Annotated in this window: 27 protein-coding genes; 24 read left to right on the plus strand and 3 right to left on the minus strand. The window is 57.4% G+C overall.

Features of this window, described 5'->3' with window-relative positions; all coding sequences use genetic code 11:
- The first annotated feature begins 1 nt into the window (after nt 1).
- The 19 genes from IKP20_01940 (at nt 2) to IKP20_02030 (ending at nt 10,819) form a co-directional block, all read left to right on the plus strand.
- Nucleotides 2-334, plus strand: coding sequence for a 30S ribosomal protein S17 (locus tag IKP20_01940; GenBank protein ID MBR4503724.1), 333 nt, complete (start codon nt 2-4; stop codon nt 332-334).
- 5 nt (nt 335-339) lie between these two features.
- Nucleotides 340-738, plus strand: a complete 399-nt coding sequence (locus tag IKP20_01945) for a 50S ribosomal protein L14 (GenBank protein MBR4503725.1) — start codon at nt 340-342, stop codon at nt 736-738.
- A gap of 9 nt (nt 739-747) precedes the next feature.
- Complete coding sequence (locus IKP20_01950; GenBank protein MBR4503726.1) at nt 748-1,122, plus strand: 50S ribosomal protein L24; 375 nt, start codon at nt 748-750, stop codon at nt 1,120-1,122.
- Nucleotides 1,119-1,826: a 30S ribosomal protein S4e gene (locus tag IKP20_01955; protein MBR4503727.1), complete on the plus strand. Its 708-nt coding sequence runs from the start codon at nt 1,119-1,121 to the stop codon at nt 1,824-1,826. Before IKP20_01950 ends, IKP20_01955 begins: the two co-directional genes overlap by 4 nt.
- Nucleotides 1,823-2,332, plus strand: coding sequence for a 50S ribosomal protein L5 (locus IKP20_01960; protein MBR4503728.1), 510 nt, complete (start codon nt 1,823-1,825; stop codon nt 2,330-2,332). Before IKP20_01955 ends, IKP20_01960 begins: the two co-directional genes overlap by 4 nt.
- Before the next feature lie 8 nt (nt 2,333-2,340).
- Nucleotides 2,341-2,487 carry a 30S ribosomal protein S14 gene (locus IKP20_01965; GenBank protein ID MBR4503729.1) on the plus strand — a complete coding sequence of 49 codons (147 nt, stop codon included), beginning with the start codon at nt 2,341-2,343 and terminating at the stop codon, nt 2,485-2,487.
- Nucleotides 2,488-2,497: 10 nt separating this feature from the next.
- Entirely contained in the window at nt 2,498-2,887 is a 390-nt protein-coding gene (locus tag IKP20_01970; GenBank protein MBR4503730.1) for a 30S ribosomal protein S8, read from the plus strand.
- A gap of 11 nt (nt 2,888-2,898) precedes the next feature.
- The gene (locus tag IKP20_01975; protein MBR4503731.1) at nt 2,899-3,450 is read left to right on the plus strand and encodes a 50S ribosomal protein L6; all 552 of its coding nucleotides are present in this window, start codon (nt 2,899-2,901) and stop codon (nt 3,448-3,450) included.
- Nucleotides 3,447-4,100: a 50S ribosomal protein L32e gene (locus tag IKP20_01980; protein ID MBR4503732.1), complete on the plus strand. Its 654-nt coding sequence runs from the start codon at nt 3,447-3,449 to the stop codon at nt 4,098-4,100. Before IKP20_01975 ends, IKP20_01980 begins: the two co-directional genes overlap by 4 nt.
- 2 nt (nt 4,101-4,102) lie before the next feature.
- Nucleotides 4,103-4,561, plus strand: coding sequence for a 50S ribosomal protein L19e (locus IKP20_01985; protein ID MBR4503733.1), 459 nt, complete (start codon nt 4,103-4,105; stop codon nt 4,559-4,561).
- The gene (locus tag IKP20_01990; GenBank protein ID MBR4503734.1) at nt 4,561-5,061 is read left to right on the plus strand and encodes a 50S ribosomal protein L18; all 501 of its coding nucleotides are present in this window, start codon (nt 4,561-4,563) and stop codon (nt 5,059-5,061) included. Before IKP20_01985 ends, IKP20_01990 begins: the two co-directional genes overlap by 1 nt.
- Before the next feature lies 1 nt (nt 5,062).
- The gene (locus IKP20_01995; protein MBR4503735.1) at nt 5,063-5,743 is read left to right on the plus strand and encodes a 30S ribosomal protein S5; all 681 of its coding nucleotides are present in this window, start codon (nt 5,063-5,065) and stop codon (nt 5,741-5,743) included.
- A gap of 2 nt (nt 5,744-5,745) precedes the next feature.
- A complete protein-coding gene (locus tag IKP20_02000) occupies nt 5,746-6,210 on the plus strand; it encodes a 50S ribosomal protein L30 (GenBank protein MBR4503736.1) in 465 nt (154 codons plus the stop codon).
- Nucleotides 6,211-6,219: 9 nt separating this feature from the next.
- Nucleotides 6,220-6,642, plus strand: coding sequence for an uL15 family ribosomal protein (locus IKP20_02005; protein ID MBR4503737.1), 423 nt, complete (start codon nt 6,220-6,222; stop codon nt 6,640-6,642).
- A gap of 22 nt (nt 6,643-6,664) precedes the next feature.
- A complete protein-coding gene (gene secY / locus IKP20_02010; GenBank protein ID MBR4503738.1) occupies nt 6,665-8,200 on the plus strand; it encodes a preprotein translocase subunit SecY in 1,536 nt (511 codons plus the stop codon).
- A gap of 61 nt (nt 8,201-8,261) precedes the next feature.
- Complete coding sequence (locus tag IKP20_02015) at nt 8,262-8,918, plus strand: DUF106 domain-containing protein (protein MBR4503739.1); 657 nt, start codon at nt 8,262-8,264, stop codon at nt 8,916-8,918.
- Complete coding sequence (locus tag IKP20_02020) at nt 8,915-9,478, plus strand: AAA family ATPase (GenBank protein ID MBR4503740.1); 564 nt, start codon at nt 8,915-8,917, stop codon at nt 9,476-9,478. Before IKP20_02015 ends, IKP20_02020 begins: the two co-directional genes overlap by 4 nt.
- Nucleotides 9,435-10,442: an RNA-guided pseudouridylation complex pseudouridine synthase subunit Cbf5 gene (locus IKP20_02025; protein ID MBR4503741.1), complete on the plus strand. Its 1,008-nt coding sequence runs from the start codon at nt 9,435-9,437 to the stop codon at nt 10,440-10,442. Before IKP20_02020 ends, IKP20_02025 begins: the two co-directional genes overlap by 44 nt.
- A 38-nt stretch (nt 10,443-10,480) precedes the next feature.
- Nucleotides 10,481-10,819 (plus strand): hypothetical protein, encoded by a 339-nt coding sequence (locus tag IKP20_02030; protein ID MBR4503742.1) that lies wholly within the window; start codon nt 10,481-10,483, stop codon nt 10,817-10,819.
- A gap of 10 nt (nt 10,820-10,829) precedes the next feature.
- Here IKP20_02030 and IKP20_02035 read toward each other — a convergent pair whose 3' ends face one another.
- Nucleotides 10,830-11,276 (minus strand): hypothetical protein, encoded by a 447-nt coding sequence (locus IKP20_02035; GenBank protein MBR4503743.1) that lies wholly within the window; start codon nt 11,274-11,276, stop codon nt 10,830-10,832.
- A gap of 175 nt (nt 11,277-11,451) precedes the next feature.
- Here IKP20_02035 and IKP20_02040 point away from each other — a divergent pair, with 175 nt between their 5' ends.
- Together IKP20_02040 and IKP20_02045 are read left to right on the plus strand one after the other, a co-directional pair.
- Nucleotides 11,452-12,576, plus strand: a complete 1,125-nt coding sequence (locus tag IKP20_02040) for a tryptophan--tRNA ligase (protein MBR4503744.1) — start codon at nt 11,452-11,454, stop codon at nt 12,574-12,576.
- A 5-nt stretch (nt 12,577-12,581) separates the two neighbouring features.
- Nucleotides 12,582-14,093, plus strand: coding sequence for a phenylalanine--tRNA ligase subunit alpha (locus IKP20_02045; GenBank protein ID MBR4503745.1), 1,512 nt, complete (start codon nt 12,582-12,584; stop codon nt 14,091-14,093).
- Here the strand turns inward: IKP20_02045 and IKP20_02050 are convergent.
- On the minus strand, nt 14,071-15,243 hold the full coding sequence (locus tag IKP20_02050; GenBank protein MBR4503746.1) for a hypothetical protein: 1,173 nt from the start codon (nt 15,241-15,243) through the stop codon (nt 14,071-14,073). The genes IKP20_02045 and IKP20_02050 overlap by 23 nt on opposite strands.
- Before the next feature lie 81 nt (nt 15,244-15,324).
- Here IKP20_02050 and IKP20_02055 point away from each other — a divergent pair, with 81 nt between their 5' ends.
- The gene (locus IKP20_02055) at nt 15,325-16,218 is read left to right on the plus strand and encodes a D-aminoacyl-tRNA deacylase (GenBank protein MBR4503747.1); all 894 of its coding nucleotides are present in this window, start codon (nt 15,325-15,327) and stop codon (nt 16,216-16,218) included.
- On the opposite strand, the gene pyrH is transcribed toward IKP20_02055, so the two are convergent.
- Nucleotides 16,154-16,834 carry a UMP kinase gene (gene pyrH, locus IKP20_02060; protein ID MBR4503748.1) on the minus strand — a complete coding sequence of 227 codons (681 nt, stop codon included), beginning with the start codon at nt 16,832-16,834 and terminating at the stop codon, nt 16,154-16,156. The two genes, IKP20_02055 and pyrH, sit on opposite strands and share 65 nt — an antisense overlap.
- Before the next feature lie 128 nt (nt 16,835-16,962).
- On the opposite strand from pyrH, the gene IKP20_02065 reads away from it, so the two are divergent.
- Nucleotides 16,963-17,295 carry an InlB B-repeat-containing protein gene (locus IKP20_02065; GenBank protein MBR4503749.1) on the plus strand — a complete coding sequence of 111 codons (333 nt, stop codon included), beginning with the start codon at nt 16,963-16,965 and terminating at the stop codon, nt 17,293-17,295.
- Between the two features lie 126 nt (nt 17,296-17,421).
- Complete coding sequence (gene prf1, locus IKP20_02070) at nt 17,422-18,654, plus strand: peptide chain release factor aRF-1 (protein MBR4503750.1); 1,233 nt, start codon at nt 17,422-17,424, stop codon at nt 18,652-18,654.
- Nucleotides 18,655-18,658 lie beyond the last annotated feature (4 nt).

The raw sequence follows: 18,658 nt of genomic DNA on the forward strand, positions 1-18,658 counted from the left end.
AATGGCAGCAGAAGTTAGAGACATCGGATTCGACGTCGCCCCTCCCTCCATGGAGTGCAATGACCCCAACTGTCCGTTCCACGGCAGCCTTTCGGTCAGGGGACAGACGATCGACGGGATAGTCGCCACCGTCAAAATGAACAGGACGGTCGTAGTGGAGCGCAACTATCTCAGATATGTGAAGAAGTACGAGAGATACGAGAAAAGGAGCAGCAGGTACTCCGCCCATGCCCCCGAATGCCTCGCCCTCAAAGCAGGCGACAGGGTCACCATCGCGGAATGCCGCCCGCTCTCCAAGACCGTGTCCTTCGTGGTCATCGAGAAGAGGGAGTGATTCGGATGAAGGGAATTGCTGGAAACCAGACAAGAGGACTTCAGAACGGATCCCGCCTCGACGTCATAGACAACACCGGAGCGAAGGTCATCGAGATCATCACCGTCCCCAAGTACCATGGGGTCGCCAGGAGAGTCCCCTCCGCAGGAGTGGGAGACCTCGTCATCGCATCCGTCAAGAAAGGAACCCCCCAGATGAGGAGGCAGATCGTATTCGCGGTCATCGTCCGCCAGAGGCGCCCCATGAGGAGGCCCGACGGAACCATAGTGTTCTTCGAGGACAACGCCGCGGTCATCACCACCGAGACCGGGGAGACCAAAGGGACAGACATCAAAGGCCCCGTCGCAAGGGAAGCCGCCGACAGGTGGCCCCGCATATCCGCGACCGCGAGCACGATCATCTGAGGTGTCACCATGGTCAGCAGCAAAGCAAGGAAGCAGAGGAAGAACCAGGCGAACGCCCCTCTGCACGTTAAGAGGAAGATGCTTTCCGCGCACCTCAGCGACAGCCTCCGCAGCAAATACGGAGTCCGCTCCGCCAGGGTCTGCAAAGGCGATACCGTGATCATCGTCCGCGGAAACGAAGACATCAGGAACATCGAAGGCAAGGTCGTCGAGGTCAACACCAAGACCGGCCGCGTCGCTATCGAAGGAATCACCATCAAACAGGCGGACGGAACCGAAACCGAACGCTACATCCACGCGTCCAACCTCACCATCGTCAAACTGAACGATTCGGACCCGTGGAGGGTGGAGGCTCTTTCCAGAGGAAAGGAGGCTAAACAATGAGCGATCACATGAAGAGGCTGGCGGCGCCCAGGACCTGGCCCCTCAAGAGGAAAGTCAGCGTCTGGGTTGCCAAGCAGTCCGCGGGAGCCCACTCCATCGAGGACTCCATGCCCGCAGTGACCGTCCTCAGGGACATGTGCAAAGTCTGCGACACCGCCAAGGAAGCCAAGAAGATCATCGGGAACCGCGACCTCATCGTCAACGGCAGACCCGTGAAGAACCCCAAGGCTCCGGTCGGATTCATGGACGTCATCCGCATCCCCAAGATGGACCTCGTCTACCGCATGCTCCTCACCGACAAAGGCAAGCTCACCCTCGTCCCCATCGGAGAGGATGAAGCCGGGTGGGAGATCTGCAAGATCGAGAACAAGACCATTGTGAAGGGCGGGAAAGTCCAGCTTAACCTGAGCGGCGGAAGGAACATCCTCGTCGCCGAGAACGCGTACAAGTGCGGAGACTCCCTCAAGGTCGCTTTCGACGGCCAGAAGATCCTCGAGCACTACCCCTTCGCGTCGGGAAGCACCGTCCTCATCAAGGAAGGTTCCCACAGCGGTAACGTCAAGACCGTCAAGGAAGTCAAAGTTCTCCGCGGATCCGGGGCCAACACCGTCGTATTCAGCGATGGCACCGAGACCGTCGTAGGGAACTGCATCGTGATCGGCGGATCCGCTCCCGCCATCAAACTCCCGGAGGCATCCGCATGAATGCCATGAGGGAGCTCCGCGTCGACAAAGTCGTCGTCAACATAGGGGTCGGAGAGGCCGGAGAGAGGCTCGTGAAGGCTGAGAAAGTCCTCGAGATGGTCACCGGGCACAAGCCTGTGGAGACCATCTCCAAGACCGTCAACAGGGATCTCGGCATACGCGTCGGGATGCCCCTGGGATGCAAGGTCACCCTCAGGGGAGAGGACGCCGAGGACTTCGTGAAAAGGGCTCTCGTCATCCGCGAGATGCGCGTCCACGACTATTCCTTCGACCAGGAGGGCAACATGTCCTTCGGAATCTCCGATTACACGGATTTCGACGGCATGAAATACGACCCTGAGGTCGGAATCTTCGGAATGGACATAAGCGTCGTCCTGAGGAGAGCCGGGAACAGGATCACTCAGAGGTCTCTCCTGAGAAGGAGGATCCCCAAGAGCCACCGCGTCGACCGCGATGAAGCGATCCAGTTCATGAAAGACAAGTTCGAGGTTCAGGTGATTCAGTGAAGCCCAACATGAAGCCTAAGAAGCAGTTCGGAAGGTCTGTCGGCTGCACCCGCTGCGGACGCAAGAGAGGGGTCATCAGGCGCTACGGCATCCGCATGTGCCGCCAGTGCTTCAGAGACATGGCTCCCGAACTCGGATTCAAGAAGTATTCCTGAGGTGAGATAAATGCAGTGCGACCCACTCAACGACGCAATGTGCGTCATCAAAAACGCAGCCCTCAACGGAAAGAGCGAGTGCGTCATCCAGCCATCCTCCAAACTGATCGGCCGTGTGCTGAAAGTTATGCAGGACCACGGATACATCACCCAGTTCGAGTACGTCGAGGACGGAAAAGCAGGCAAATTCCGCGTGATGCTCGACGGGGCCATCAACAACTGCGGCGTCATCAAGCCCAGGTACTCGGTCTCGGTCACGGATGTCGAGAGGTTCGAGGCGAGGTTCCTTCCCGCCCAGGACTTCGGGCTTCTGATCCTGACCACCACCGCGGGAGTGATCACCCAGAGCCGCGCCAAAGAGCTCGGAATCGGCGGGAAACTTCTCGCCTATGTATATTGAAGGAATGAAGAATGACAATAGCAGGGAAAATCGAAAGCACCATCGCTATCCCCGGTGGGGTGTCCGTCCAGATGGACGGAGGCATCATGAAGGTCAAAGGACCTAGGGGTGAACTTAGCAGAAACTTCGCGCACCCTGGAATAGATATTGCCGTTGACGCGGAAGGGGTCACAGTCAGCTGTGAATACCCCAGAACCAAAGACAAGGCAATGGTCGGAACCTATGTTGCGCACGTGAGGAACATGATCAAGGGCGTGACCGTAGGCTTCACCTACCATCTGAAAGTGGTCTACAACCACTTCCCGATGAAGATCGCAGTCAAAGGCGACCGCGTCGAAGTCACCAACTACATGGGAGGCAAAGCTCCCCGCTACGCAAACATCGTGGCCGGATGCACGGTCAAGATCAACGGAACCGACATAACTGTCGAGGGCAACGACATCGAGGCGTGCGGACAGACCTCCGCGAACCTCGAGAGGGCCACTTCCAGGCTCGGTTTCGACAAGAGAACGTTCCAGGACGGAATATATATCGTCCAGAAATCGCACAAGGTGAAAGAATGACCGTCAAAGCACTGACCGAGCTCAGCGGCATGACCTCCGAGAACATCAAGGAGCTTGAGTCCATCGGAATCAAGTCCGTTCAGGACCTCAAAGACGCCGTCAACGACGACGACAAGGTCAAGGAGATCATCAAGACGCTCTCCGGAGTCGGGCCCAAAGCCGTCTCCGGATGGAAAGCGCAGCTCGAAGGCGCAGAAGCAGCTGAGAAGCCCGCCGAGGTCGTCGAAGCCAAAGAGCGCCCGTACGTGGTGAAAGCCAAGCCCGAGCTCAGCGATGAGACCGTCGAAGCGCTCGCCAAGAGGGCGGCAATCTCCGGAAGGAGGCCCGCTTTCAAGAGGCAGGAGTGGTTCAGATACTCCAAGCTCGGCGAGAAATGGAGAAAGCCCAAGGGAATACACTCCAAGATGAAGAGGCAGCTCAAGAGGCGCCCCCCGATGGTCGACATCGGATACCGCGGCCCCGCCTCCGTCAGAGGGCTCCACCCCTCCGGATTCGAGGAGGTCATCATCTACAACGTGGACGGGCTCGAGGGAATCGACCCCAAGAAGCAGGCGGTCCGCATCGGCGGAACCGTCGGGACCAAGAAGAGGATCGCAATCGAGGACAGGGCCGACGAGCTTGGCATCAGGGTCCTCAACAGGATGGTGTGAGCATGTCAGACCTGAAGAACCAGAGAAGGATGGCAGCCGCAGTCCTGAAATGCGGCCAGAACAGGGTCTGGATGAACCCCGACAAGCTTGACGAGGTTGAGAAGTGCATCACCCGCGCGGACATCCGCACGGCAGCCGCTTCCGGGCTCATCAAAGCCAAGCCCAAGAAGGGAACTTCCAAAGCCAGGACCAGATACGCCAAGGCGCAGAAGGCCAGCGGAAAGAGGAAGGGACCCGGATCCAGGAAGGGAACCGCCAACGCCCGCGTCCGCGACAAGGAGCGCTGGATGGCCACGATCAGGCCCATACGCAAGGAGCTCAAGCAGCTCAGGGCGGACGGAAAGATCACTCCCTCCGTGTACAGGCTTTACTACAGGAGAGCCAAGGGAGGCCTCTACAAGTCCCGCGCCCACCTTAAGCAGCACATGACCGCCGCCGGACACCTTAAGGAGGAGATCTGATGGCAACCGGACCAAGATACAAAGTCGCGTTCCGCAGAAGAAGAGAGAACCGCACCGACTATTACCAGCGCCGCAGGCTCCTCGCAGCCAAAGAGTGCAGGGCGATCGTCAGGAGGTCCAACAAGAACATCACCATCCAGTTCGCCGAGTTCGGCATGGAGGGTGACAGCATAATCGCGGCGGCGTCCACCAGAGAGCTCAAGGCGTACGGATGGGAGTATTCCTGCTCCTCGATCCCTGCGGCCTACCTCGTGGGATACCTCGCCGGAAAGAAAGCCGCCAAGGCGGATATCGAGTATGCGGTCCTCGACATCGGGATGCAGAAAGTCCAGCACGGAGGCGTCCTGTTCGCCACCGTCGCCGGCATGACCGATGCCGGGCTGGAAGTCCCCCACGGAGAGGACGTCCTTCCCGAAGAGGACAGGCTCCTTGGAAAGCACATTGACGAAGGCATCGAAGCCGCGATCGAGAGCGTGAAACAGAAGATGGAGGCTGATTGAAATGGCAGACTGGGTACCTAAGACCAGGCTCGGACAGATGGTCCTCAACGGTGAGATAACCACCATGAGCGACGCTCTGGCCACCAAACTGCCCCTCCGCGAGCCCGAGATAGTGGACATCCTCCTCCCCGACCTGAAAGACCAGGTCATCGACCTCAACATGGTCCAGAGGATGACCGACTCCGGAAGGAGGGTCAGGTTCGCAGCCACCTGCATCGTCGGAAACGGCGATGGGTTCATAGGCATCGGAAGGGCGAAAGGAAAGGAAGTCGGACCTTCCATCAAGAAGGCTATCGACAACGCGAAACTCAACATGATCGAGATCAAGAGAGGATGCGGATCCTGGCAGTGCGGCTGCGGGCAGGCTCACTCCCTGCCTTTCGAAGTCATCGGATCCACCGGTTCCGTCACTGTGACGCTCAAGCCCGCTCCCCGCGGTGTGTCCCTTGCAGTGGGAGACGTCGCCAAGAGCCTTCTGACCCTTGCCGGCGTCCGCGATTCATGGGGATTCGCCAGAGGGAACACCAAGACCAAGGTCAACTACGCGCAGGCCACTTTCGAGGCTCTGAAGATGACCGCTCGCATGAGAGTCACCGAAGAGCAGGAGAAGAGGCTCAACATCGTGTCCGGGCCCACCGGAATCACGTATGCGGAGACCGACGTCGACGCCGAGGAGGAGTGAAGATGGCATACGCAGTCATTCGCGTCCGCGGACAGCCCGATGTGAACTACAACATAGAGTTCACCATGGGCCTCCTCGGTCTCACCAGGGTCAACCACTGCGTCATCGTCCCTGAAGACGCATCGACCAAGGGCATGCTTCAAGTCGCCAAGGACTACATCACCTGGGGCGAGGTCACCAAAGAGACCGTCGCCAAGATGATCGACTCCCGCGGGAAGATCGTCGGGGACTTCGGTATCACCGACGACTACCTCAAAGAGAACTCCGAATACGCGAGCATCTCGGAGTTCGCCGAGGCGTTGGCAGAGAACAAATGCAAGATGAGGGATGTCGAGGGCGTCAAGCCCGTATTCCGCCTCCACCCTCCCGTAAAGGGATACGAGGGCAACAAGCGCTCCTACAAGAACGGAGGGGCCCTTGGATATAGGGGAACGGCGATCAACGACCTCATCGACAGGATGCTGTGAGGGATACAGATGCCTAGCAGAACCAAGAAATTCAGGGGATACAGGACCCACGGCCGCGGAAAGAAATCCGGGCGCGGGGCCGGTATCATCGGAGGGCACGGCCAGGCCGGGCTCAGCAAAACCGGCAAGATCGGTATGCTGAAATACGACAGGGACCACTTCGGCCGCCACGGCTTCAAGAGGCCCCAGTGCATGGTCGAGGCAAACCGCACGATCAACGTCGGAGAGCTATGCGAGCAGGTTGACAAGCTTGTTTCCATGGGATTCGCTACCAAAGAGGGGGACGCCTACAGCGTCAACCTCACGGAAGCGGGCATCGACAAGCTCCTTGGCTCCGGATCCATCTGCGTCAAGGTCAACGTGACCGTCGCAGAGGCTTCGGAGAAAGCCCGCTCCAAGATCGTTGAGGCGGGCGGCTCCGTCGTCGAGTGAGAATATCGAGAGGTAGATTGGGATGGAAGAGACAAAAAGCCTGTTGTTCAAGGTTAAGCCGATTGCCGACAGGCTCCCCTCTGTCAAGAGGCCTGAAGGGCACGTGCACTTCAGGACCAAAATGATGTGGGTAATCGTCATATTGGTTCTATATTTCATAATGACCAATGTGTATCTCTACGGCTTGGACCAGTCCGAATCCTTGGACTTGTTCGCACAGTACAGAACCATCATGGCAGGAGCTTCCGGATCGCTACTGCAACTCGGTATCGGGCCGATAGTCACAGCTTCAATCATTATGCAGCTGTTCGTCGGCGCTAAAATCATCAAGCTCGACCTTTCAAAGCGCGAAGACAAGGCATGCTACCAGTCGGTCATGAAACTGCTGGTCATCGTCATGATCATCTTCGAGGCCATTCCCCAGGTATTCGGGTACCTCGTGCCCTCCGCTGGTCTCACCGACTCCATCGGAACCTGGGGAGCCAGGCTCCTGCTGATCTTCCAGCTGTTCGTGGGTTCCTACATCCTCTTCATGATGGATGAGGTGGTATCGAAATGGGGTATAGGCAGCGGTATATCGCTGTTCATCGCCGCCGGAGTGGCTCAGGCTCTGTTCACAGGGACGCTGAACTGGAACCCGGTGGATATGAACGCGGCGATGTCCGTGTCCAACCCGCCGGCCGGTACCATTCCCAGGGCGCTGTACTACGTCTTCACGCTGTCGCCTGAAGAGATGGCATCCGGAGGATACGAATCTATATTCCTCGGATCGCCGAACCCTCTGATCGCGCTGATTGGGACCATAATCATCTTCGTGGTCGTGTCATACCTCGAGTCCACCCGCGTCGAGCTGCCGCTGTCCAACGGCGCTGCGAGGGGAGCCCGCGGCCGCTACCCGATCAAGCTGATGTACGCGAGCAACATCCCTGTCATCCTGATGTCCGCGCTGCTGGCCATCGTGAGCATGATGGCTCTGCTGTTCTACAGCAACGATGCCCTCAGCCAGATCCCGTTCATCGGACACAACTCCTCGCTGGGTTACTTCCAGGAAGGTTCGACCTACGCAGCCGGAGGAGCCGCATGGTATCTCTCCGCGCCGCAGGGAATCACCGATTGGCTGATGCCCATCCTGGATCCGTCGGGATACGGAAACGGCCATGGCGCCGTGCAGAACCTTGCGCACGTGATCATCTACTTCACCGTCATGGTGATGGGATCGATCCTGTTCGCCAAGTTCTGGGTCGAGACCACCAACCTCGGTCCCGAGTCCGTCGCCAACCAGATCCAGAAGAATGGTATGCAGATCCCCGGATTCCGCCGCGACCCCCGCATATTGAAGCGCGTGCTGGAGAGGTATATCCCCACCATCACCGTCATGTCGGGAGCTCTCGTCGGAGCCCTCGCGGCTTTCGCCGATATGATCGGAACCACCGGAAACGCGAGCGGAACCGGAGTTCTGCTGACCGTCGGTATCCTGATCCATCTGTACGAGGCTATCGGCCGCGAGCAGATGATGGAAATGAATCCTGTGATGAGAGGATTCTTCGGCGGAGAGTGATCGTATGCCAAACCCCGGAAGCCCAGAAAGCATGCAGAAATCCCAGCAGGCGATGCCGGGAATGTCCTCGTGGACGATGATCGGCATGTTCGCCACGCTGATCATAATGTTCGCTGTCACGAGCTTCAGGGAAGACATCGGGAGAGCCCTGGACGTGGTGTTCAGATACATCGCGATCCCGGACAGCCCCGTGCTGACCCTGTTCCTGGCAGGAATAATCATGATCACGGTCAGCACGGTGATCAGAAGCCTGATGACCGATTTCATCGGAATGGCGAGGAACCAGCAGATGCAGAGCGACTTCAACGAGGAGTTCCGCCAGGCAAGGATGGAGAACAATCTCTTCAAGATGAAGAAGCTTCAGGAGCAGCAGCCCCAGATCATGGCGATGTCCATGCAGGCAAGCACGGCGCAGATGAAGACCATGCCCATAACCATGCTCTTCGTCATCCCCGTGTACGCCTGGGTCTACTACTTCCTGAAGACCACCCCTGACGCGGCCTATTTCCCCGGCTGGGACGGGGTCTGGGTCAATCTGCCCTGGGGAATCCAGGATGTTACGGATCTCCTGATGGGATTCTTCCCGATCTGGATCGTCCTTTACACCCTGATCAGCCTCCCCATAGGGCAGGTCGAGAACAGGCTCATAAGGCTCGTCCTCCTCAGAAGGCGTCTCAGAAAGCTCGACCTCACGGCTAAGAGGGCTGAGATCGAATGAGAATAACCATAAGCGGTCCGCCCGGATCGGGAAAGACGACCGCATGCCGCCTGCTCTCGGAAGCGCTCGGCCTGGAGATGACAGTCTTCGGGAAGATCTTCCGCGAGCTCGCGGCCGAAAAAGGCTTAACTTTGGGGGAGCTCGGCGCGATCGCCGAGAAGGACCCCTCCATCGACCATATGATCGACGAGAGGATCCTGGAGATCGCGCGGGCCAACCCCGACATGATTTTGGAGTCCAGACTTTCCGCGTATATGCTCAGCAGACATGGCATACCCGCATTCAAAATCTATCTGGACGCGGCTCCGGAGGTCCGCTTCGCCAGGATAGGAGTCCGCGACGGCGAGACTTTGGACGAGGCCATCGCGAACACGGTGGAGCGCGCGGCTTCCGAGGCCAAGAGATACATGATGTACTACGGCATCGACGTCACGGATCTGAGCGTCTACGATCTGATCGTCGACACCGGGGATAAGACTCCGGAAGAGGTCGTCCAGACCATCCTGGATTTCATGGGTGTTTCCGATGCTGCTGAAGGATCCGGATGCGATCCCAGATAAGTGGGGCAAGAGGCCTTCCGACCGCTCGGTCGGCGAGCTTCTCCGCGGCGGAGTCATAATTTTAGACAAACCTCCGGGTCCCACTTCGCATCAGGCCACCGCCTGGGCGCGGGATGCTCTGAAAGCAGATAAGATAGGCCACGGGGGCACTCTGGATCCGTATGTGAGCGGAGTGCTGCCTCTGACCGTGGGGAAAGCCGTCCGCCTGACCGATGTCGTGCTTTCCTCAGACAAGGAATACATCTGTCTCATGCGCCTGCACGCCGACCGCCCGGAAAAGCGGATAAGGGAAGTGGTTTCCCGCTTCCAAGGGAAGATCTATCAGCTCCCGCCGGTGAGGTCCGCCATCAAGAGGCAGCTGAGGATCAGGACCATCCGGGAGCTGGAGATACTCGACCTCAGGGGGCGCGACGTTCTGCTGAGGATCTCCTGCGACGCCGGGACATACGCGCGTACCCTCTGCGCCGACATCGGCGACGTCCTCGGATGCGGGGCGAACATGGTCGAGCTCAGGCGCACGCGCTCCGGGAAGATGACCGAAGAGAGGGCAGCTTCCCTTCAGGATCTGAGGGACGCTTACGTTTTCTGGCAGCAATACGGCTACGGGGAATGGCTCAGGAGCCTCATACTGCCGATGGAGGCTCTGGTGGAGCCTCTGCCCAAGGTCGTGGTCAAGGCAACCGCCGTCGATGCCATATGCCACGGGGCCGACCTCAACGTCTGCGGGGTGCATATGCTCGACGAGGGCATAAGGAAGAACGCCTTGGTCGCCATGATGACCGCCCGCGGGGAGCTCATAGCCCTCGGGAAGATGGCGATGTCATCCGAGAAAGTGATGGCGGCGTCCAGCGGGAAAGCCGTGGACACGGAAAGGGTGTTCATGGAACCGGGCCATTATCCCAGGATGTGGAAGTATTCCACCGATCTGGAAGGCCTGCCCGGAGAGCCGGAATTCCCCGAGTGAGCGTTAAAAGTACATACCTCCCCGCCTATGCACCGGGCATGGGCTTATTCAGCAAGAGGACGCAGGTCATGGGCCCCGAGACTATATTGGTCGGGGAATTCGACCCCACAGTCGACGGATGCTACCGCAACGTCGAGATAAGGACGCTGCAGGTGAAGCCGAAGCATTCCCTTTACGTCAAGGTAACGTCGGACAACCCGGTGGACGTGGTCGTCGCCAACGAGGACCAATCCGCGGCCGGCGTCAAAAACGGGATAACAGAAGTGACAATGGGGCCGTTCAGCACCCAGAAGTTCTCTACGATGGGGCTTTTCCTCGGAGTTTACCGCGGCGACAAGGCCAATGTCACCGTGGAAGCGTGGATGGAGAAGGCCTGAGCCCTCCCCATCACCACAGATTGGATTTGTCGGTGTTCTCGTTCATCCTTCCGGGGCTGCTGAGACCCTGGATGATCGGCAGGAACACGGCTCCGGATGACATCCCAGGCGTTTTGTTGAGGCCGATGATCTCCGGCTCGTGGTAATTCGTTATTATCACCTGGTATCTCTGGATAACATTGTCGACCGAGATGCAGGGGAATTCGGAGTTCTTCAGGATATCCAGAGCAACGTCGGCGAGGGATTGTATCTGTTCGGGCGTGACGTCATCGGAGAGCCTGATGAAGAACGTGTGCTCTTCGGTCTCTCCGTTCATCATGTATTCGACTTTGGATTCGCTGACGATCTTCTTGAACAGATCCTCTTTCTCTCCGCTTCCCGCGAAGGCGACCATGCGTCTTTTCCAGGTCTCCGGGATGTCGATGTATATCGCATCCTCGCCCAGTATTTTCCACATGGTGGCTGTATCGGGCGCTTTCTGTTAATATGTTCCCATCGGAACAGTAGGGAAATGCGGCTCTTTCGCATTTTCCTTTCGCCATTCGGACGATGCTGTCAATCAAAATGCATCGTAATCTTCCGCCCGCATACTGGAACTAATATTATACATGATGGGACTACGGACGGAGCATATGGCAGAGGAATTCAAGGTCACGCCTTGGGAAGTCACGGGAGACATAGACTATGACAGGCTCCAGCAGCAGTTCGGAACCACGCCCATCGATGATGCTCTGAAGGAGAGGCTGTCAAGATACGGTGGCCTCCATCCGATGGTCAAGCGCGGGATCTTCTATTCCCACAGGGACATGGTGCCTCTCCTGGACCATTACGACAAGGGCAATCGGTTCGTGCTCTACACAGGGAGAGGGCCGTCCGGCAACACCCATCTGGGCCATCTGATGCCATGGATCTTCAATAAATGGGTGCAGGACACGTTCGGAGTCGAAATGCTGTTCCAGATGACCGACGACGAGAAGTTCCTGTTCAAAGACAAGCTGGATCTGGATGATACTTCTTCGATGGCCTATCAGAACGCTTTGGATTTCGTCGCGCTCGGATTCGACCCGAAGAAGACGAGGATAATCCTGAACACCAAGAACATCGACGTCCTGTACCCGATCGCGCTGAGGATCTCCAAGAGAGTCACTTTCAGCACGGCCAAGGCGGTGTTCGGATTCGACGATTCCACCCACATCGGTCAGATTTTCTACACGACTCTCCAATCGGCGCCTGCATTCCTTCCGTCCGAGGAGGCCGGCAAGCAGGTTCCAGTTCTGATCCCATGCGGCATCGACCAGGACCCGCATTTCAGGGTCACCCGTGACGTGGCTCCCGGGATGGGATATCCGAAACCCTCGCTCATCTACTGCAAGATGTTCCCCGCTCTGTCCGGCGCTGATAAGATGTCGTCTTCCGACGAGAACGCCACGATCTATACCACCGATTCGCCCAAAGCCGTCAAGAAGAAGGTCGGCAGGGCGTTCACCGGAGGATGCGTCTCTGTGGAGGAGCAGAAGGCCAACGGAGGCAACCCCGAGGTCTGCGCCGTATTCAAGTACAATTACTATCTTTTCGAAGGGGACGACGGCAAGATAAACGAGCTCGCCGAGAAGTGCCGCGGCGGCGCCATCCTCTGCGGCGAATGCAAGATGCTTCTGACGGAGAAGATCAACGTGTTCCTCGAGATCCATCAGGACAAGAGGGAGAAGGCGAAGGACCTGGTCGGCGACATGACATACAACGGTTTCAAATGGTGATTTCGATGGAACTATCCGAGATTCTGGAAGGGCTCAGCTACAATGAGAAGAAACTTCTCCTCGTCCTCGACGGGAAGGGGGGCAGCGCTAAGATCGCCGACATGGTGTCCGAAGGGGATTTCTCCCTGGAGGTGGAGGCCATGGGCGCCGCATCTTGGCTGGAATCCAAAGGTCTCGCCACGCTTTCCGAGAGGTCGGAGAAGTTCTTCGCCCTTGCCGGCGATGTTCCGGAGCTGCCGGAGAGGGTAGCGCTGAAGGCAATTGATGCCGCCGGCGGAAGCATGCCTATGGAAGCCCTTGCCGATGCCATGCCCGGAGGGGCAGACAGGATAGCAGTGGGATGGCTCAAGAGGAAAGGTCTCGCCGACATATCGAAAGACGGAGATTCCAAGGTTCTGGCGATCACCTCCAAAGGGCGCGAAGCGCTTTCAGGGAAGATGCCGGACGAAGCCCTCATCGAAAGGCTGGCATCCGGACCGATCCCGGAGGCGGAAGCGGACAAAGCCCTGATCAAAGACCTCAAAGGCCGCCAGGGCATGGTCGTCGACAAGGTGATCACGGAGAGGACCGTGAAGCTCACGGAAACCGGCGTCAAAGCAGCCCGCTCCGGCCTCGAGCTCAAGCCCCAGATAACCGATGTCACCGACCGCATGATCCAAAGCGGAGAGTGGAAGGACGCGGAGATAAGGAAATATGACGTCCAGACTTTCGTCCCCGCGGCGGTCCCCGCCAAGAAGCATCCTCTCACCAGGCTGGGCAACCAGGTCAGGAGGCTTTTCACCGACATGGGATTCGAGGAGATGTCCTCCGAATACGTCCAGCCAGCTTTCTGGAACTTGGACATGCTCTTCACTCCTCAGGACCATCCCGCCAGGGATCTCCAGGACACGTTCTATCTTGAGCATCCTGCAAAAATCCGCATCGAAGATGAAAGACTGGTCGAGACCGTCAGGAACATCCACGAGAACGGAGGGAATCTCGGGTCGACCGGTTGGGGAGGCGTCTGGTCCAGGGACAAGGCTGAGGCCGCGCTGCTCAGGACCCACAGCACCGTGAGCAGCATCAGATACATCGCGGAGCACCCGGACGCGCCCCGCAAAGCCTTCTCGATATCCAGGATCTTCAGGAAGGAGTCCATAGATGCGACGCACCTTCCCGAATTCACCCAGATAGAGGGAATAATCATCGATGAGCATGCGGATTTCGACATGCTGATAACGATCATCAGGGAATTCTACGCCAAGATGGGATTCGATCAGATCAGGATACGCCCGGCATATTTCCCGTACACCGAGCCTTCACTGGAGTTGGAGGTTTTCTTCAACGGAAAGTGGATGGAATTGGGCGGCGCAGGGATATTCAGGCCGGAGGTTACCGAGCCGCTTGGAGTGAAATGCCCGGTTCTGGCTTGGGGATTCGGGTTCGAGAGGTTGGCGATGCTGAAATGGAACATCAAAGACATCAGGGATCTGTACATCTCCGATCTGGATGCCCTCAAGGCCAACACGATATTCTGAATCGGACGTCAGGTTTCGAGGCCTCCGCGGACATCTCCAGGGCGCCGGCTCTTTCCGGTCTCCCCAGAGCTCTGTTCGCTATGGCTTCCTCTTCGGACGCCTCCCCAAGCCTGAAGAGGCACCCAGTATCCATCATACGGCGTCTGGCGATCCTCAGATAAACCAAAGCTTCGGCGTGCCTCCCGACTGAGTTCATGCATTTCCCCAGCGTAAGCGGCGTGTCGCAATCGGTGGAATAGCAGTTCAGCGCCTTGGCGAGCGCTTCTTCCTTTTTTCCCTCGGCCAAAAGCGTCTCGGCCCTCATGGCTTCGGATCTGTCGCTCGTGTCCGCCGTCTTCAGGGCTTCCCATGCCAAGGCCGCATCATCAAGACGGACGGCGAGGAGCGCGGCATACAGGGACAGCTCGCAATCCCCTGTGGATCTTATCAGTATGAGCATGGAATCCAGGATATCCCCGCTTTTGGAATCGGCGATCTCGAATCTGTGCTCATATGCCAGCCTGAGAGCTTCTCTGTTCCTCCCTGACAAGGTCAGATGGCGGAGCCTCTCCGGAAGGTCTTCCCAGTCTCCGCTGTACAGGTCCGCCGCCGCGCTGTGCCACTGCTCCATCTCGCCTTCCTTCGCCGTTCCGAGGAATCTTTCCTTGGATTCGGGGTTGATGGAAAGGCATCCTTTGCTGTCGAAGGGGAATCCCGCCCCATCCACGCCGGTTTCCTGGCGGCTAAGTTTCCTTCTGAGAACGCACAGCATCCCCATTGTTCTCCTGTCCTCAGGAGTCATTATACACATGGATTCGGCGCTCATGCGGTCTATCGATTGGCGGAGGACCAACTCCGACCTCGGGATCCCGGACGCTTCGAGCTCATCCAGCAGTTTGTCCAGGATTTTCTGCCCGCTTTCCGTCAGGAGATATATTTTCCGTTTCACTCTGCTTCTCGATCCCTTCACTCTGGCGAGCCCTTCCTTGACTTCCCCCATCTTTTTCATGCGTATCAGCACGGTGCAAGCGTGGGAACGGGTGATTCCGAGTGCGGCGGCAGTTCCATCCTGGGTGATATCTTCGGGGGCGCCGTATTCCATCCCTATGTCCAAGTATCCGAATTTGGACAGGTGCAGCAGCATCTTTTGGTGGATCGTGAAATCGTACATGGGCCTAATCCGTGCGGGCACGCGTATAACCTATTCCCGCTCTCCATAAGATTGTTAAAACCGGCCGGCAATCAGGCTGCGATGTCGCGCCTCCTGATATGTTCCGAAGTCGATCTCCCGTCCGTAAACATGAGGTCCTGCCTAATAAAAAAGGGAGGCTGGGAGGATCTGGGTTCGGAAGGAGGCATCTCCTACATGATGAAGGGGAATGCCGCGATGATGTCCATCTCTGACATGCACATCCGCCATGAGCTGCCGGAGGAGGAAGCGGAGAAGTTCGGGATATCCGTGGACGACATTGTGGTGATGTCCAAGCACTCCGCGAAAAGCGGGACTCCGGCTCTGACGGCACATCCCATCGGCAATTACCATGAGAATGAGTTCGGAGGCCGTGCCGAGACCCTTGCCCCAGCATCGCCGGCTTTGATGACCGACGCTCTGAGACGCATCTGCGCGTACAACAAGGAGGAAGGGACGCAGACCTGCTTCGAAGTCACCCACCACGGACCTTTCTCAAAGAAGCCGATATTTTACATAGAGATAGGCAGCGACGCATCAAATTGGGGCAACATGGCCGCCGCCTCGACGCTCGCCGACGTGATATCCGATCTGGATTCAGACAATGGCGCGCTCAGATTGGTGGGCGTCGGAGGGGGCCATTATGCTCCGCGCTTCACCGAGGTCGCCTTGAAATACAGAGTATCGTTCGGCCACATGGTCCCGAATTACCAGCTGGAGGGCAGGGACGACGAGGACATAGCCAGGATGCTGAGGGACGCCTGCGAAGCCACAGGAACGAAAACGGTGTATATGCACAGGAAATCGATGAAGAAGCCGGAGGAAAAACGCATCTCCGGCATCATCGCATCGGCGGGGTTGGAGCAGGTCCAGTCCGCCGATTTGGATCCTCTCAGTGGGAATCCACGAAGGTCCCGGCGATATCTTTGCCTAGGATGGCGTTCCTCAATTCGTTGAGGTCGCGGCCGTCGACTATCAGAATATCTATCCTGTTCTCTTTGGCAATCTTCACGCCCAGCGGATCGAAGACGCTGGATTTGGACGCGCCGTGCTCCTTGTAGACTATGTCGCTCAGCTCGTCGATGGTCATCCGGGATATTTTCTTCGCGTCAGGGTTCTTCCGCGGGTCGTCGGTGTAAACGCCGTCCACCGAAGTGGCGTTGATCAGCCTGGACGCTCCGAGGGCTTTCGCCACCATGGCGGTGACTGCATCGGTGGTATGTCCGGGGGTGGTCCCTCCCATCACGGATATTCTCTTGCCGTCTTTAGCCAGCTCCTCAGGATTCCTGCAGACGTCGTCTGGCATATCCCCCAAGGCCAAGGCCAGCAGCTGAGCGTTCATCCTTGTGGCGGCGATCCCAAGGATGTCCTGCGCGTATGTGTCGCCGCCCAGCTCCTTTGCTATCCCAGCATAATATCTGGCGGTCTTCCCTCCGCCGCAGATGACCGCGAGCCTGGAGTCCGCGGACGCCTCCTTCAGCATCGCCGCTAACCGCGAAATATATCCGGAATCATTTTCGCCCGGCACCAGTATGGAGCCTCCAATTGATACTACGACGCTGTCCGTTCGGATCACCTGTTTTCTTGGCTGGATTGACCTGGAGTTGTTAAAGTGTGCGGTCCGACAGGCGCCAAAACATATACCAATGACATCGCCGATTCGGTGTCGAGGCGGTTTTTCCGCAAGATAGGGGGTTTCAGATGGAAAGGAAGGACCTCATAACGCTGGCCGCTGTCGCCGTGATAATCGTCGCCGTGATAGCTTTGGGAGTTGTGCTCTTGGGGCACGGAGGATCGGAAGAGAACAATTCCAAAACGATAACCTACCATGGCAATGGTGGCTTGTACGATGGGAACGACGTATTCTATTCGGGAACCATAACCGCCGAGCCCAACAGATTCGTGCGCCAAGGATACTCCTTCGCAGGCTGGAACACCAAATCCGACGGCACCGGAGATTATTACCCGGAAGGCAAAATGGTCGAGCTGGGGATGAGCCTGTACGCGCAATGGACTTTGAACTCGTCGTCCTGACCTGCGCAAAACCTCTTCTCTTTTCATCATCGCTTTTTGCCCGGGTTTCCGGGCGATTTCTCCTACTGGCAACGTATAAATAAGGGATTAAAATCTGAATCATCTCGTCCACTTGAGGTGAGAAGAATGGGAGAAACGAATTCCGAAGACAAAGCGAAATACGATTTCAAGAAAGACATGGAAGAGATCAGGAAGTACCGCGGAAGAGGGACTGAGCTGGTCTCCTGCTACGTGCCGGAAGGGAAGCAGATCTCCGAGGTCATGGCATACCTGAGGAACGAGCAGTCGCAGGCGTCCAACATCAAGTCCAAGACTACGATGAAGAACGTCACGAGCGCCATCGATTCCATAGCGGCTCGACTCAAAACTTTCAAGGCGCCCCCGGCGAACGGCATAGTCATCTTCTGCGGCGAGGTCCCCAGAGCGGGAGACCAGACGAAGATGGTCCAATATGTCATCTACCCTCCGGAGCCTATAACGGCGTTCCTGTACAGGTGCGATTCCCAATTCTTCACAGATCCGCTCGAAACGATGCTTCTCGACAAGAAGTGCTACGGGCTGATCACCATCGACAGATCCGAAGCCACGCTCGGGATACTGTCAGGAAGCAGGATCCAAGTGCTCAAGCATTTCGATTCTCTCGTACCCAGCAAGCACCACCAGGGAGGTCAGTCATCGGTCCGTTTCGAGAGGCTGATCGAAATCGCCGCGCACGAATTCTTCGTCAAAGTCGCCGACAACTGCACCGAGGTCTTCCTCAACAGGCCCGAACTGCTTGGCATCCTCGTCGGAGGCCCCGGCGCAACCAAGGAGTTCTTCGTCAAGGAGGAGTTCCTCCACCACGAGCTGAGAAAGAAAGTGGTTTCCCCGCTCGTCGATACCGGATACACGGACGAATCGGGGCTCAGAGAGCTTGTGGAGAACGCGAAAGACATCATAATCGACATGCAGCTCACCAAGGAGAAGATGTACATGCAGAGGCTTTTCTCCGAGATCAGGAAAGCCGACGGCGGTCTTTCATGCTACGGCGAGAACGAGGTCAGAGCGGCCACAGATATGGGCGCGGTCGATATCCTTCTGCTTTCCGAGGCGCTCAAGAAGAGGCGCATCACTGTTCAGTGCCCTTCAGGCCACACCCATGAGCTGACTGTCGACAATTCCGATGATAAGGTCCAGTGCCCCGAGTGCGGCATGAACGCGACGATAACCAAGGACGAGGACCTCATCGACGATTTCTTCCTCAGGGCGGATGCATTCAACACCCGCGTCCAGATCATTTCCCCAGATTCCGAAGAGGGGGACATGCTAATCAAAGCGTTCGGCGGAGTCGCGGCGCTTCTCAGATACAAGGTGATGTGATTGA

Source organism: Candidatus Methanomethylophilaceae archaeon (assembly GCA_017524805.1).
Lineage (GTDB): Archaea > Thermoplasmatota > Thermoplasmata > Methanomassiliicoccales > Methanomethylophilaceae > Methanoprimaticola.

Coding starts and splice junctions, on each gene's coding strand:
- IKP20_01940 (MBR4503724.1), top strand. CDS start 2: ATGGCAGCAGAAGTTAGAGACATCGGATTCGACGTCGCCCCTCCCTCC.
- IKP20_01945 (MBR4503725.1), top strand. CDS start 340: ATGAAGGGAATTGCTGGAAACCAGACAAGAGGACTTCAGAACGGATCC.
- IKP20_01950 (MBR4503726.1), top strand. CDS start 748: ATGGTCAGCAGCAAAGCAAGGAAGCAGAGGAAGAACCAGGCGAACGCC.
- IKP20_01955 (MBR4503727.1), top strand. CDS start 1,119: ATGAGCGATCACATGAAGAGGCTGGCGGCGCCCAGGACCTGGCCCCTC.
- IKP20_01960 (MBR4503728.1), top strand. CDS start 1,823: ATGAATGCCATGAGGGAGCTCCGCGTCGACAAAGTCGTCGTCAACATA.
- IKP20_01965 (MBR4503729.1), top strand. CDS start 2,341: ATGAAGCCTAAGAAGCAGTTCGGAAGGTCTGTCGGCTGCACCCGCTGC.
- IKP20_01970 (MBR4503730.1), top strand. CDS start 2,498: ATGCAGTGCGACCCACTCAACGACGCAATGTGCGTCATCAAAAACGCA.
- IKP20_01975 (MBR4503731.1), top strand. CDS start 2,899: ATGACAATAGCAGGGAAAATCGAAAGCACCATCGCTATCCCCGGTGGG.
- IKP20_01980 (MBR4503732.1), top strand. CDS start 3,447: ATGACCGTCAAAGCACTGACCGAGCTCAGCGGCATGACCTCCGAGAAC.
- IKP20_01985 (MBR4503733.1), top strand. CDS start 4,103: ATGTCAGACCTGAAGAACCAGAGAAGGATGGCAGCCGCAGTCCTGAAA.
- IKP20_01990 (MBR4503734.1), top strand. CDS start 4,561: ATGGCAACCGGACCAAGATACAAAGTCGCGTTCCGCAGAAGAAGAGAG.
- IKP20_01995 (MBR4503735.1), top strand. CDS start 5,063: ATGGCAGACTGGGTACCTAAGACCAGGCTCGGACAGATGGTCCTCAAC.
- IKP20_02000 (MBR4503736.1), top strand. CDS start 5,746: ATGGCATACGCAGTCATTCGCGTCCGCGGACAGCCCGATGTGAACTAC.
- IKP20_02005 (MBR4503737.1), top strand. CDS start 6,220: ATGCCTAGCAGAACCAAGAAATTCAGGGGATACAGGACCCACGGCCGC.
- secY (MBR4503738.1), top strand. CDS start 6,665: ATGGAAGAGACAAAAAGCCTGTTGTTCAAGGTTAAGCCGATTGCCGAC.
- IKP20_02015 (MBR4503739.1), top strand. CDS start 8,262: ATGTCCTCGTGGACGATGATCGGCATGTTCGCCACGCTGATCATAATG.
- IKP20_02020 (MBR4503740.1), top strand. CDS start 8,915: ATGAGAATAACCATAAGCGGTCCGCCCGGATCGGGAAAGACGACCGCA.
- IKP20_02030 (MBR4503742.1), top strand. CDS start 10,481: ATGGGCTTATTCAGCAAGAGGACGCAGGTCATGGGCCCCGAGACTATA.
- IKP20_02035 (MBR4503743.1), bottom strand. CDS start 11,276: ATGTGGAAAATACTGGGCGAGGATGCGATATACATCGACATCCCGGAG.
- IKP20_02040 (MBR4503744.1), top strand. CDS start 11,452: ATGGCAGAGGAATTCAAGGTCACGCCTTGGGAAGTCACGGGAGACATA.
- IKP20_02045 (MBR4503745.1), top strand. CDS start 12,582: ATGGAACTATCCGAGATTCTGGAAGGGCTCAGCTACAATGAGAAGAAA.
- IKP20_02050 (MBR4503746.1), bottom strand. CDS start 15,243: ATGTACGATTTCACGATCCACCAAAAGATGCTGCTGCACCTGTCCAAA.
- IKP20_02055 (MBR4503747.1), top strand. CDS start 15,325: ATGTCGCGCCTCCTGATATGTTCCGAAGTCGATCTCCCGTCCGTAAAC.
- IKP20_02065 (MBR4503749.1), top strand. CDS start 16,963: ATGGAAAGGAAGGACCTCATAACGCTGGCCGCTGTCGCCGTGATAATC.
- prf1 (MBR4503750.1), top strand. CDS start 17,422: ATGGGAGAAACGAATTCCGAAGACAAAGCGAAATACGATTTCAAGAAA.